The sequence below is a fragment of the Allobrachymonas denitrificans DSM 15123 genome (genome assembly GCF_900110225.1).
Taxonomy (GTDB): Bacteria; Pseudomonadota; Gammaproteobacteria; order Burkholderiales; family Burkholderiaceae_C; genus Brachymonas; species Brachymonas denitrificans.
This window is the reverse complement of sequence record NZ_FOCW01000001.1, coordinates 1,212,459-1,225,391: the sequence shown is the minus strand read 5'-3', so window position 1 is coordinate 1,225,391 and position 12,933 is coordinate 1,212,459. Positions and strand designations below refer to the sequence as shown.

The window sequence follows — 12,933 nt, the reverse complement described above, 5'->3', positions numbered from 1 at the left end:
AAAGCGATTCGGAGACGGATTCCAAATCCGTCTAGTCGAGTGGTCACTTGCGCAGACCGCCAGACAAAGAAAAAGCACCTAGGCCTTGCGACTCTAAGTGCTTGAATTTGCTGTGGTATTTCTGGAGGCGCGACCCGGAGTCGAACCGGGCTAGACGGATTTGCAATCCGTTGCATAACCGCTTTGCTATCGCGCCTTGACTGGTACCGATTGCCCAACCACAGGCTGGACAAAAAAGGGAAGCTTTTTGAGCTTCCCCTTCGAATATGGAGCGGGAAACGAGGCTCGAACTCGCGACCTCAACCTTGGCAAGGTTGCGCTCTACCAACTGAGCTATTCCCGCGTGAAGCTGAGATTATAACAAGAAATCAGCCAGTTTTTCAAGTCTTTCTGATTTTTTGCAGTGTGATGCCACTCACATCTCAACTACGCTTCGGCGAACATTTCTGCACCACCGAAGCCTTAGATTATATACCGAAAAATCAGTGTTTCGTAGCCTGACGCTTGGCCCGCGTAGATTTCACCGGAGCAGCAGCGACCGGATCGATCGGCACGCCGGGAGCGCCCGCCATTTCCAGCGGATACGGTTCGCGCTCGAGCGCAATCGCCAGCACCTGGTCGATCCACTTGACCGGAATGATCTCCATGCCTTCCTTCACGTTGGCCGGAATTTCCTGCAGATCCTTCACGTTGTCTTCGGGGATGATGACCTTCTTGATGCCGCCACGCAGGGCCGCCAGCAGCTTCTCCTTCAGGCCGCCGATGATGGTCACCTCGCCACGCAGCGTGATCTCGCCGGTCATGGCCACATCGCTGCGCACCGGAATACCGGTAATCGCAGACACCAGCGCCGTCGTCATCGCGGCACCGGCACTCGGGCCATCCTTGGGCGTGGCGCCATCCGGCACGTGGATGTGGATGTCCTTCTTCTCGAACACCTCGTCGGTAATGCCCAGGCGTGCGGCACGGCTGCGCACCACGGTGCGCGCGGCTTCCACCGATTCCTTCATGACATCGCCCAGCGAGCCGGTACGCAGGATATTACCCTTGCCCGGCATGATGGCCGACTCGATGGTCAGCAGGTCGCCGCCGACTTCGGTCCAGGCCAGGCCCACCACCTGCCCGATACGGCTGGCTTCGTCCGCACGGCCATACGTAAAGCGGCGTACGCCCAGATAGTCGTTCAGGTTCTCGGCCGTCACCACCACCTTGTCGCTCACCTGCTTGAGCTGAACCGCCTTCACCACCTTGCGGCAGATCTTGGACAGTTCGCGCTCGAGTCCGCGCACGCCAGCTTCGCGCGTGTAGTAACGCACGATGTCACGCACCGCATCTTCGGTGATCTCCAGTTCCTCGTCCTTCACGCCGTTGTTGGTCATCTGCTTGGGCAGCAGGTAACGCGCGGCGATGTTGACCTTCTCGTCCTCGGTATAGCCGGACAGGCGGATCACTTCCATGCGGTCCAGCAGCGCGGCCGGAATGTTCATGGAGTTGGACGTCGCCACGAACATCACGTCGCTCAGGTCGAAATCCAGTTCGACGTAGTGATCGCTGAAGGTATGGTTCTGCTCCGGATCCAGCACTTCCAGCAGCGCGCTCGACGGGTCGCCACGGAAATCCGCTCCCAGCTTGTCGATCTCATCCAGCAGGAACAACGGGTTGCGCGTGCCGGCCTTGCTCAGGTTCTGCAGCACCTTGCCCGGCAGAGCACCGATATAGGTACGGCGGTGCCCGCGGATCTCTGCCTCGTCACGCATGCCGCCCAGCGCCATGCGCACGTACTTGCGGCCGGTGGCCTTGGCCACGGACTGGCCCAGCGAGGTCTTGCCCACGCCCGGGGGGCCAACCAGACACAGGATCGGCGCCTTCACCTTGTCCACGCGCTGCTGCACGGCAAGGTATTCCAGGATGCGGTCCTTGACGCGCTCCAGGCCGTAGTGGTCCTCGTTCAGGATGCGTTCGGCCTCAGCCAGGTCCTGCTTGACCTTGGTCTTCTTGCTCCAGGGCAGGCTGACCAGCACATCCAGATAGTTGCGCGCCACGCCAGCCTCGGCCGACATGGGCGACATCAGCTTGAGCTTCTTCAGCTCGGCCTCGGCCTTGGTCAGCGCAGCCTTGGGCATACGCGCTGCCTTGATCTTGCGCTCCAGCTCGTCCAGGTCGGCGCCCTCTTCGCCATCCCCCAACTCCTTCTGGATCGCCTTGACCTGCTCGTTCAGGTAGAAGTCGCGCTGGTTCTTTTCCATCTGGCGCTTGACGCGGCCACGGATGCGCTTGTCGACGTTGAGAATGTCGACTTCATGCTCAAGCTGGCCAAACAGCAGTTCCAGACGCTGCTGGATGTCCATCTTCTCCAGCACTTCCTGCTTGTCTTCCAGATTCAGCGGCAGATGCGCGGCGATGGTGTCGGCCAGACGGCCCGCATCGTCGATGCTGGTGATGGACGCCAGGATTTCCTGCGGGATCTTCTTGTTGAGCTTGACGTACTGCTCGAAGGACTGCATCAGCGCGCGGCGCAGCGCCTCGATCTCGCTCTGGGCATCACGCGGCAGCTCTTCGGCAACCGCAGTGTCGGCCGCAGCGGGCAGCACGGTCGCGGTAAAGTATTTTTCGCCTTCGGCAATGGCCTGCACCTGGGCGCGCTGGCGGCCTTCCACCAGCACCTTCACGGTGCCGTCAGGCAATTTCAACAGTTGCAGGATGGAAGCAACGCAGCCGGTACCGAACATATCGTCGATGGCGGGCTCGTCCTGGGCCGCGGTTTTCTGGGCCACGAGCATGACCGAGCGGCCTGCTTCCATGGCGGCTTCGAGCGCAGCAATGCTCTTGGCGCGTCCCACGAACAGCGGGATCACCATGTGCGGGAACACCACCACATCCCGCAGGGGAAGCATGGGCAGTTCCACGCTCTCGGGGGGCAGGTAGACAAAGTCAGACATCTCGAACTTCTTTCACAAAAGGGGCTGGAGAGCCAGTTATGGGGCCTGGGGCCCTCTTTTCAAGCGGCGCGACGGTCGCCCACAGGCACCGAGGTCACGTCCTGCAAGCCGACTGTCCCACAAAGCGCCAGAAGGCGTCGGCATTCATCATTCAAAGCCCCTGCAACCGTGTCGCTTTGCACACTGCCGGGTCCGGATACGACAACCGGCTCACGAGGAGCCGGTTGTCCAGTCACTCATGCAGGCCTGAAGACTCAGGCCTGCTGTTTTTCCTTGTTGCGGTACACCAGCATCGGCGGCTTGGCTTCGTTGACGACGGATTCGTCGACGACCACCTTCTCCACGTTCTGCATGCCAGGCAGCTCGAACATGGTGTCCAGCAGCGCCTGCTCCAGGATGGAGCGCAGGCCGCGCGCACCGGTCTTACGCTCCATGGCCTTGCGGGCAATCGCCTGCAGCGCCTTGGGGGTGATTTCCAGCTCCACGCCTTCCATCTGGAACAGCTTGCCGTACTGCTTGACCAGTGCGTTCTTGGGTTCGGTCAGGATTTTCACCAGCGCCGTATCATCCAGCTCGGCCAGCGCGGTCACCACCGGCATGCGGCCGATCAGTTCGGGAATCAGGCCGTACTTGATCAGGTCTTCCGGCTCGATGTTCTGGAAGATCTCGCTCAGCGTGCGGTTTTCCTTGCTGCGCACCTCGGCGCCAAAGCCGATACCGCTGCCTGCCGTGCGGCGCTCGATCACCTTTTCCAGGCCGGCAAACGCACCGCCGCAGATGAACAGCATGTTGGTGGTATCCACCTGCAGGAAGTCCTGGTTCGGGTGCTTGCGCCCGCCCTGTGGCGGAATGCTGGCCATGGTGCCTTCGATCAGCTTGAGCAGTGCCTGCTGCACACCCTCGCCCGATACGTCGCGCGTGATGGAAGGGTTGTCGGACTTGCGCGAAATCTTGTCGATCTCGTCAATGTAGATAATGCCGCGCTGGGCCTTCTCCACATCGTATTCGCAGCTCTGCAGCAGCTTGGTGATGATGTTCTCGACGTCCTCACCCACGTAGCCGGCTTCGGTCAGCGTGGTGGCATCAGCCATCACGAAAGGCACGTTCAGCATGCGCGCCATGGTCTGCGCCAGCAACGTCTTGCCGGAGCCCGTGGGGCCGATCAGCAGGATGTTGCTCTTACTCAGCTCCACATCGTCCTTGCCGAGCTGCTCCTTGTGCATCAGGCGCTTGTAGTGGTTGTACACGGCAACGGCCAGCGTGCGCTTGGCCGCTTCCTGGCCAATCACGTAGCTATCGAGGTTTTCCTTGAGCTGCGCCGGCGTGGGCAGCTGCTCACCGGCCGGGGTGGCTGCAGTGGCCTGGCTGGCATCCTCTTCCAGGATCTCGTTGCACTGCGAGATGCACTCGTTGCAGATGAACACGGACTGACCGCCGTAGCTGCCCGACACCATCTTGTCGACCTCATCCTGCGTCTTGCCGCAGAAGGAACAGTGCATGGTCTTGCTGGGGGCTTCTTTTTTGGTAGTCATGGAACGCGATTGTAGGTTAGAAACGTTTTCTAACCATCAGGATTTACACAGTATTGTGGTAGATCGGGTTCGCCGCACCAAAGCGCGGCCCACCCGAAAAACCGGCATCAGGCGGCCTCACCGCGATGCTTGATCACACGGTCGACCAGACCGTATTCCCTGGCTTCATGGGCGGCCATGAAGTAGTCACGCTCGGTATCGCGCTCGATCTTCTCCAGCGGCTGGCCGGTGTTCTCGGACAGGATCTGGTTCAGGTCCTTGCGCAGGCGCAGGATCTCGCGGGCGTGGATCTCGATATCCGTCGCCTGGCCCTGGGCGCCGCCCAGCGGCTGGTGGATCATCACGCGCGAATTCGGCAGCGAGAAGCGTTTGCCCTTGGTGCCGGAGGACAGCAGGAAGGCGCCCATGCTGGCCGCCATGCCCATGCACAGCGTGGACACATCGGGCTTGATGAACTGCATGGTGTCGTAAATGGCCATGCCGGCACTCACCGAACCGCCCGGGGAGTTGATGTACAGGGAAATGTCCTTGTCCGGGTTCTCGCTCTCGAGGAACAGCAGCTGCGCCACCACCAGGTTGGCGGTCTGGTCGTTCACCGGACCAACCAGAAACACCACGCGCTCCTTGAGCAGGCGGGAATAGATGTCGTACGAGCGCTCGCCCCGGCCGGACTGCTCCACCACCATCGGGATAAGGCCGAGAGCCTGGGTATCAAGGGCACTGTTGCGCGTATTTTGCATGCATGAACTCCGGTAAGTGATTGGGCGCCAGAAACCGGCAAACACGTCGGCCTGCCGTACAGCGTCCCATTATGGCTGGAATGATGCCCAATAAATAAGGCCTGCGCGGCAGACTGCAAGCCCGCCGGCAGGCCGGTGTGCCCTGCTCCCGCCATGCGGGAGCCATGGAGCCTGAAAGATCAGGCCTGGCCCATCAGTTCGTCGAAGCTGACTTTCTTCTCGCTGACCTTGGCCTTGCCCAGCACGAAGTCGGTGACGTTGTTCTCGGTCACGACAGCTTCGATCTCGGCCATGCGCTGCTGGTCACCGGTGTACCAGCGGGCCACGTCCTCGGGCTTCTCGTAGCTGGCAGCCAGCTCGCTCACGTGAGCCTGCACCTGTTCGGGCGTAGCCAGCAGGTTGTTGGCACGCACCAGGTCGGCCACGATCAGGCCCAGACGCACGCGGCGCTCGGCCTGGTCCTTGAACAGATCGCCGGGGATCGGAGCCTTGTCGGCGTCCTTGATGCCGCGCTGCTTCAGGTCGGCACGGGCGTTGGCCACCATGTTGTTGATCTCGGCCTGCACGCTGGCCTTGGGCAGGTCCAGCTCGGCGTTGGCAACCAGTGCGTCCATCACGGCCGTCTTGTTGCGGGCCAGCACGCGGTACTTGACCTCGCGCTCCAGGTTCTTGCGGATGTCGGCGCGCAGGCCGTCCACGGTGGCCTCAGCCACGCCCAGCTGCTTGGCGAACTCGTCGTTCACTTCGGGCAGGTGTGCGGCTTCCAGCTTCTTCACGGTCACCAGGAAGTCGGCGGTCTTGCCGGCCACGTCCTTGCCATGGTAGTCCTCGGGGAAAGCCAGCGGGAAGGTCTTGCTCTCGCCAATCTTCATGCCGCGCACGGCGTCTTCGAACTCGGCCAGCATCTGGCCTTCGCCCACCAGGTACTGGAAGTCTTCGGCCTTGCCGCCGGCGAACACTTCACCGTCGATCTTGCCTTCGAAGTCCACGGTCACGCGGTCGCCGTCCACAGCAGGCTCGTCCTTGCCGCGCTGGCTGAAGGTGCGGCGCTGCTTGCGCAGGATGTCGATGGTGCGCTCGACGGCCTCGTCGTCGACTTCAGCGGTCAGCTTCTCGACTTCGGCTTCGGCCAGGTCCTTGAACTGCACTTCGGGGTACACCTCGAACACGGCGTCGAACAGCATCTCGCCCTCGGCAGCGCCTTCCTTCTCGCTGATGGAGGGCTGGCCGGCCACGCGCAGATCGGCTTCGGTAGCGGCCTTGAAGAAGGCTTCGCCGACCTTGTCGTTGATCACTTCATACTGCACGCCGGGGCCGTACTGGTTGGCCACCACGCTCAGCGGCACCTTGCCGGGACGGAAGCCGTCCATCTTGACGGTGCGGGCCAGACGCTGCAGGCGCTTGGTCACTTCATCCTGCACGTCCTTGACGGGGACGGACAGGGTGATCTTGCGTTCCAGCTTTTCCAGGGTTTCGACGTTCACGGACATGGGTGTGTTCCTTTGATCAGGCAAATGCAAGCCGCACCGGAATGCCGGCTTGCCATGAAATGAATCTGTGGTGCGCGGGGGGGGACTCGAACCCCCACACCATTGCTGGCGTCAGGACCTAAACCTGGTGCGTCTACCAATTTCGCCACCCGCGCTTGCGTTTCCGGATGACGCGCAGCCTCACGGCCAAGCCTCCGAAAACGGGTAACATGCGATTTTAGCTGGCAAAACGCCCGAAATCAGGGCCTACGCGCAGAAATCTGCCTTGCCGCCCCTGTTTTACCCAGTTTCGCCAGAACTTCCGTGCCATCCAAAGCCCCGCCGCCCGTCACGCATTACGAGAATTTTCCGGTGGCGAGTCTGCTATGCCCCAAGCCGTTGCGTCCGGCTGTTGCGGCCACCTACCATTTCGCCCGCACGGCAGACGACATTGCCGATGAAGGTGAAGCGACAGCTTCTGCGCGGCTGGCAGAGTTGCAGCGCTATCGCGAGGCGCTCACGCTTGCCTGTGATTTGCGCCCCTATCCCTCCGATGGCGCGTGGTTCACCATCATGGCGCCGCTCCAGCAGGCCATCATGCGGCATGCCCTGCCCACCGCCCTGCTGCACGATCTGCTCACTGCATTCGAGCGGGACATCCGGCACTCCGAAGCCGGTGCGGTATATGCCAGACATGACGACCTGCTGGATTACGCACACTATTCAGCCAATCCGGTCGGACGCCTGATGCTGCACCTGTATGGCGTGCGCTCCGAAGCCGCCATGCAGCAGAGCGATGCCATCTGCACCGCCCTTCAGTTGTTCAACTTCTGGCAAGACATCTCTGTGGATGTGGCACGCGGACGCTATTACCTGCCGGAGGATCTGTCCAGCGCACATGGTGTGGATGCCCGCTCACCGATGCAGGCCCCCGCAGCGCATCGAGCTGCCCTGCTCGATGCCTTGCTGGCACGGGCACGCTCACTGATGTTGCAGGGCGTCCCCCTGCCGGATGCCGTGGCCCGCGTGGCAGGTCGCAAGGCCGCCTGGGAATTGCGGCTGGTGATGCAGGGTGGCCTGCGCATCGGCGAGAAGACCGCGCAACTCGGAGCGGACGCATTCCGGAAGCGGCCCCGCATCGGCGCACTGGATGGCGTGCGGATGCTGCTGCGAAGCCTGCAGTGTCCAGGTTAGACCCACTCCCTGACCTTGGGTCGCATGGTGGCCGAGGAGCGAACACTGCCCGGCGCCGCTCCACAAAAGTCTACCGAACAGGCTCCGTCACGCCCCCACCCCATTTGCATGGGACAATAGCCGCCACTCTCACCAAGCGCACCATGTCCGAGTCCACCCCCGCCACGCCCCAGCAGTACGTCCAGCAAAAAGCCGCTTCCTCCGGCAGCAGCTTCTACTATGCGTTCCTGTTCCTGCCCGCCCAGAAACGGGCGGCCATCACGGCCTTCTACGCGTTCTGCCGCGAGGTGGACGACGTGGTGGATGAAGTGATGGATCCCGGCGTGGCACAGACCAAGCTGGCATGGTGGCAGAACGAGGTCCGGCAGGCATTTGCCGGCAAGCCCTCGCATCCGGTACTGCAGGCCCTGATGCCGCATGCGCCGGCCTTCGGTATCGAGCAGCGCCATCTGATGGCCGTGATCGAAGGTTGCCAGATGGACCTGCAACAGACGCGCTATCTGGACTTTGCCGGCCTGCAGCGCTACTGCCATCTGGTTGCCGGCGTGGTGGGCGAAGTGTCTGCACGCATCTTTGGCCAGACGCAGCCACAGACCACCGACTACGCGCACCAGCTCGGCCTGGCGCTGCAGCTCACCAACATCATTCGCGACGTGGGCGAAGATGCCATGCGCGGCCGCATCTACCTGCCGATCAGCGATCTGCAGCACTTCGGTGTCAAGGCCAGCGCCATTCTGGCGCGCGAATACAGCCCCGAGTTCGTCGAACTGATGCGCTACCAAGCCCAGCGCGCCCACCAGTATTACGACAAGGCCCTCGCCCTGCTTCCCGCTGCTGACCGCCGCGCCCAGAAGCCCGGTCTGATGATGGCCAGCATCTACCGCACCCTGCTGCGCGAGATCGAGCAGGAAAACTTTCAGGTACTGCACCAGCGCATCAGCCTCACCCCGCTGCGCAAGTTCTGGCTGGCGTGGAAAGTGCAGGCGCTTGGCGCCCATCGCATCTGACAAGGCATGAGGCCTGCAGAGAATCCGCAGCTCACCGAGGCAGCTCCCGCGCTCGCTGATGCCGAGGGCACCAGATTGTCGACAGCCGTTTCTGCCCGCCAGCGGATTGCCGTGATTGGTGCCGGCTGGGCGGGCTGCGCTGCGGCGGTTGCCGCCACACGCGCGGGCCATGCAGTCACCCTGTTCGAGGCTGCAGCCGAACCCGGTGGACGCGCACGGAATGTGAGCTTGCCCGATGGGCTGCAGCTGGACAATGGCCAGCACATCCTGATCGGTGCCTACAGTGCCTGCCTGCAGCTGATGCAGGAGCTTGGCGTCAACCTGCACGATGCGCTGCTGCGTCTGCCGCTTGACCTGCGCACGCCCGATGGCGCCGGCCTTGCCATGCCGTCTCCAGCAGGCCATCCCCAGATCGATGTGCTGCGCGCCGTTGTCAACGCAGGCGGATGGAACTGGCGGGAACGTTTTTCACTGCTGCGCACGGCGGCGCGCTGGCAGTGGCAAGGCTTCAAGGCCCCTGATTCAGCCTCCGTGCTCGACGCGTGCCGCGGGCTGCATCCCCGTATCCTGCAGGATCTCGTCACCCCTCTTTGCGTGTCTGCCTTCAACAGCTTGCCGGAAAACACCAGCGGCGCCGTGTTCCTGCGGGTGATGCAGGATGCTTTGCTGGCCGAACGGGGGGGCTCCGATGTATTGATTGCGCGCACGCCGCTGGGAGACCTGCTGCCCCGGCCAGCCACGCGCTGGCTGCGGGACCAGGGCGCCTCGGTCCACTGCGGCTTGCGCGTGCGGTACCTGACGCGAACCGGGGACGGGAACTGGCACCTGGATTGCGCGGCAGATGACGATACCCTGCCTCTGCCCCAGTTTCATCAAGTCATTCTGGCGGCTCCTGCACGCGAGGCAGCGCGCCTGACCAGCGGCATCTCCCCATCGTGGTCAGCCATGGCGCAATCGCTGCAACATATGCCCATCGCCACCACCTATGCCTGGTGCGAAAACGCCGCCGAAAATCTGCCCCCCATGCAGGCCCTGCGCGACACGCCTGAACGCCCGGCGCAGTTCGTGTTCTGCCACAAGGATCGACTGCGGCCGACACCAGCGGGCCGCACGGCCCGCCTGCTTGCCTTCGTCACCAGTTGCTGCGATCTGGAACGGGAAACGCTGGAACAGGCCATCCGCCTGCAGGCTCAGGAACAACTGGGCCTGAAAAACCTGGACATCATCGCCACGCTGATTGACCGGCGCGCCACCTTTGTCTGCAGCCCCGCCCTGCAACGGCCACCGGCCAGCGTCGCTCCCGGATTACATGCCTGCGGAGATTATGTCGAAGGCCCCTACCCGGCTACGCTGGAGGGAGCCGTGCGAAGCGGACTTGCCGCGGCTGCAGCCTTGGCCACGTCCGCGCCCTGATCGTCAGGCACGAAACATTCAGAAGCCCTTCCAGCAATGCGGCTCAAGCTCGCGACTCACGCGAGCCGTGGCACACAAAGAATCCACGCCCCGGAACAAGCTCCGCTTATTCCTTGTCCTTGTACGGATTGTGGGAAGTCTTCATCTCGATGCGCAGCGGCGTGCCGATCAGGTTGAACTGCTTGCGCAGACGCCCTTCCAGATAGCGCTTGTAGGCATCGGTCACGTGTTCCAGCGAGTTGCCATGCACCACCACCACCGGCGGGTTCATGCCGCCCTGGTGCGCGTAGCGCAGCTTGGGACGGAACATGCCCGAACGCTTGGGTGCCTGGAACTGCACGGCTTCGTGCAGCAGACGCGTCAGCATCGGCGTGGACATCTTGATGTTGGCGGCTGCATGTGCCTGGATGATGGACTGCCATACCGGGCCCAGGCCCTGGCGCTTCTTCGCGGAGATGTAATGCAGTGCCGCGAACTTGAGAAATGCCAGGCGCGTTTCCACAGAGCGAAGCACCAGCTCACGCTGGTATTCGTCAACGGCATCCCATTTGTTGATGGCCACCACCACAGCGCGGCCAGTTTCCAGAATGAAGCCGGCAATATGCGCATCCTGATCCGTCACACCCTGTGTGGCATCCAGCAGGAGCAGCACTACGTTGGCAGACTCGATCGCCTGCAGCGTCTTGACCACCGAAAACTTCTCGATCGCCTCGAACACCTTGCCCTTGCGGCGCAGACCGGCAGTGTCGATCAACTCGAACTTCTGGCCGTTGCGTTCGAAGGGAACGCTGATGGCATCGCGCGTGGTTCCGGGCAGATCGAACGCCACCAGGCGCTCCTCACCCAGCCAGGTATTGATCAGCGTGGACTTGCCCACGTTCGGACGGCCGGCCACGGCCAGCTTGATGATGCCTTCGTCTTCGGTTGGCAGATCGTCGTCCGGCTCCGGGATGCCGATACTGTCCAGCGCAAAATCCACCAGACTGCGGATGCCCTGGCCGTGGGCTGCGGACACGGGATAGACCTCGCCCAGTCCCAGTTCATAGAAGTCGACCAGCTGCTGGCCTTCCTTCATGCCCTCGGCCTTGTTGGCGACCAGAATGCTGGTCTTGCCCAGGCGGCGCAGGTAATTGGCGATGTCATGATCCTGCGCCGACAAGCCGGCACGCGCATCCACGATGAACAGCACGACATCCGCTTCGGCCACTGCCTGCTGCGTCTGACGCGCCATTTCGCGGAAGATGCTGCCATCGCCAGCGTCGGGCTCGAAACCGCCGGTATCGATCACGATGTACTCGCGGCGGCCCTGGCGGCCATTGCCGTAGTGGCGGTCACGCGTCAAGCCGGCAAAATCGGCCACGATCGCATCGCGCGACTTGGTCATCCGGTTGAACAGCGTGGATTTGCCCACATTGGGCCGCCCGACGAGGGCAATAACAGGTTTCATGACAAACAATCAGGATCAGCGGGCTTGAATGGCGGTGACGGTGCCCTTGCTGCCCACAACAATGACCGAACTGCCGGCCAGCACCGGCGCGACGCGGATCGGTGCACCATCCGTGGCCACACGGTTGGCCAGCGCACCATTCTGGCGTGCCAGCACATGCACATAGCCCTGTGCGTCACCCACCAGCACGGCATTGCCGGCCACCAGGGGAGCGCTCAGGCCACGGTAGCGTAGCGTGCTGTTGGCCCACGCGGGATTGCCACTGGCACGCTCCCAGGCCACCACGTTGCCGGAATCGTCGCTGCCCACCACGATCTGCGCGTCGCCGGAAATGCCGGTAGAGCCCGTGCTCGGCTGGCTCCAGAGGGTGTTGCCACCCGCCAGGGAGGCACAGCTGACGCCAGCCTGGAAAGTACGCGTGCACAGGCTGCCGCCTTCACGCGATGCCGGAGCCAGCACATCGCCCATGCGGGCAACGTCGGTGCCGCCTCGCGCACTGGCCACATTCAGCTGCAGCAAGGGGGTGCCGTTATCGGGATTGAACGCCACCACGCGGCCGGACACGCCGGCCAGCAGCGCGCCGCCTGCCGCTGTCAGCAGCGAGCCCTGACGCAGTACCAGGCCATCGTCTGCGGCACGCGCCTTCTGGGTCCACAGACGGAAGCCGTTGCCACCGTCGTAGGCAGACACGCTACGATCCGCGCCCAGCACGAACACGCGGCCGCCAGCAACCAGCGGTGCCGTATAGACACGCGTATCCAGCGGGATGCGCCACTGTTCCTTGCCGGCACGCAGGGCAACCAGCTCGTTGCGATCCGTCACCACGGCGGCTGTCGTGCCGTCGCTGCCGACGCCGGCGCTGATGCCCTTGCCGACGGATGCCTGCCACAGCATGGCACCGCTGTTTGCCTGCATGGCCTGCACGTTGCCGCGCGAGTCGGCCACCACAATCTCGTTGCCGACCGTGGCGACCTGCAGCGGGAAGTTCACTTCGGCAGGCAGCTTCTGCGTCCACGCCACGCCCGTCTGCACGGTCGCCGGATTGGCCTGCAGCGGCGACGGCGGCGGCGCCTTGCTGCCGGAGCAGGCTGCCAGTGCGGCCACGGTGCAGGATGCCAGCAGCCAGCGGCCGGAAGAGGATTTCAGGGAGCGACGCGACATCATGCTGTCTCCTTCAGAAAATGGTCGGAAA

Annotated in this window: 9 protein-coding genes and 3 tRNA genes; 3 read left to right on the top strand and 9 right to left on the bottom strand. The window is 63.0% G+C overall.

From position 1 onward, the window contains the following. Positions 1-122: 122 nt before the first annotated feature. From BMW28_RS05655 to BMW28_RS05625, 7 genes are all read right to left on the bottom strand, one after another. Positions 123-196 (bottom strand) — tRNA-Cys (locus BMW28_RS05655). 71 nt (positions 197-267) lie between these two features. Next, positions 268-343 (bottom strand) — tRNA-Gly (locus BMW28_RS05650). Positions 344-482: 139 nt separating this feature from the next. Next, positions 483-2,939, bottom strand: a complete 2,457-nt coding sequence (gene lon / locus BMW28_RS05645; protein ID WP_091814893.1) for an endopeptidase La — start codon at positions 2,937-2,939, stop codon at positions 483-485. A 254-nt stretch (positions 2,940-3,193) separates the two neighbouring features. Beyond that, positions 3,194-4,471 carry an ATP-dependent Clp protease ATP-binding subunit ClpX gene (gene clpX / locus BMW28_RS05640; RefSeq protein WP_091814890.1) on the bottom strand — a complete coding sequence of 426 codons (1,278 nt, stop codon included), beginning with the start codon at positions 4,469-4,471 and terminating at the stop codon, positions 3,194-3,196. A 107-nt stretch (positions 4,472-4,578) separates the two neighbouring features. Further along, a complete protein-coding gene (clpP, locus tag BMW28_RS05635) occupies positions 4,579-5,211 on the bottom strand; it encodes an ATP-dependent Clp endopeptidase proteolytic subunit ClpP (RefSeq protein WP_091814887.1) in 633 nt (210 codons plus the stop codon). Between the two features lie 179 nt (positions 5,212-5,390). After that, a complete protein-coding gene (gene tig / locus BMW28_RS05630; RefSeq protein WP_091814885.1) occupies positions 5,391-6,701 on the bottom strand; it encodes a trigger factor in 1,311 nt (436 codons plus the stop codon). A 68-nt stretch (positions 6,702-6,769) separates the two neighbouring features. Beyond that, a tRNA-Leu gene (locus tag BMW28_RS05625) sits at positions 6,770-6,856 on the bottom strand. A 148-nt stretch (positions 6,857-7,004) separates the two neighbouring features. Between BMW28_RS05625 and hpnC the strand changes: the two genes are divergently transcribed. The 3 genes from hpnC to hpnE all read left to right on the top strand — a co-directional run bounded on the left by hpnC (position 7,005) and on the right by hpnE (position 10,294). Further along, positions 7,005-7,874, top strand: coding sequence for a squalene synthase HpnC (gene hpnC / locus BMW28_RS05620; protein WP_200785719.1), 870 nt, complete (start codon positions 7,005-7,007; stop codon positions 7,872-7,874). 143 nt (positions 7,875-8,017) lie between these two features. Then, on the top strand, positions 8,018-8,881 hold the full coding sequence (gene hpnD / locus BMW28_RS05615) for a presqualene diphosphate synthase HpnD (RefSeq protein WP_091814879.1): 864 nt from the start codon (positions 8,018-8,020) through the stop codon (positions 8,879-8,881). Positions 8,882-8,887: 6 nt separating this feature from the next. Beyond that, positions 8,888-10,294 carry a hydroxysqualene dehydroxylase HpnE gene (gene hpnE, locus BMW28_RS05610; protein WP_091814876.1) on the top strand — a complete coding sequence of 469 codons (1,407 nt, stop codon included), beginning with the start codon at positions 8,888-8,890 and terminating at the stop codon, positions 10,292-10,294. 106 nt (positions 10,295-10,400) lie between these two features. Here the strand turns inward: hpnE and der are convergent, their stop codons facing one another. Together der and bamB are read right to left on the bottom strand one after the other, a co-directional pair. Further along, positions 10,401-11,741 (bottom strand): ribosome biogenesis GTPase Der, encoded by a 1,341-nt coding sequence (gene der, locus BMW28_RS05605; RefSeq protein ID WP_091814873.1) that lies wholly within the window; start codon positions 11,739-11,741, stop codon positions 10,401-10,403. 15 nt (positions 11,742-11,756) lie between these two features. Further along, positions 11,757-12,905, bottom strand: coding sequence for an outer membrane protein assembly factor BamB (gene bamB, locus BMW28_RS05600; RefSeq protein WP_091814872.1), 1,149 nt, complete (start codon positions 12,903-12,905; stop codon positions 11,757-11,759). Between the last annotated feature and the right edge of the window lie 28 nt (positions 12,906-12,933).

Bases quoted from the DNA above. Each gene is read 5' to 3' on its own strand.
- lon (WP_091814893.1), bottom strand. From the start codon at position 2,939: ATGTCTGACTTTGTCTACCTGCCCCCCGAGAGCGTGGAACTGCCCATG.
- clpX (WP_091814890.1), bottom strand. From the start codon at position 4,471: ATGACTACCAAAAAAGAAGCCCCCAGCAAGACCATGCACTGTTCCTTC.
- clpP (WP_091814887.1), bottom strand. From the start codon at position 5,211: ATGCAAAATACGCGCAACAGTGCCCTTGATACCCAGGCTCTCGGCCTT.
- tig (WP_091814885.1), bottom strand. From the start codon at position 6,701: ATGTCCGTGAACGTCGAAACCCTGGAAAAGCTGGAACGCAAGATCACC.
- hpnD (WP_091814879.1), top strand. From the start codon at position 8,018: ATGTCCGAGTCCACCCCCGCCACGCCCCAGCAGTACGTCCAGCAAAAA.
- hpnE (WP_091814876.1), top strand. From the start codon at position 8,888: ATGAGGCCTGCAGAGAATCCGCAGCTCACCGAGGCAGCTCCCGCGCTC.
- der (WP_091814873.1), bottom strand. From the start codon at position 11,741: ATGAAACCTGTTATTGCCCTCGTCGGGCGGCCCAATGTGGGCAAATCC.
- bamB (WP_091814872.1), bottom strand. From the start codon at position 12,905: ATGATGTCGCGTCGCTCCCTGAAATCCTCTTCCGGCCGCTGGCTGCTG.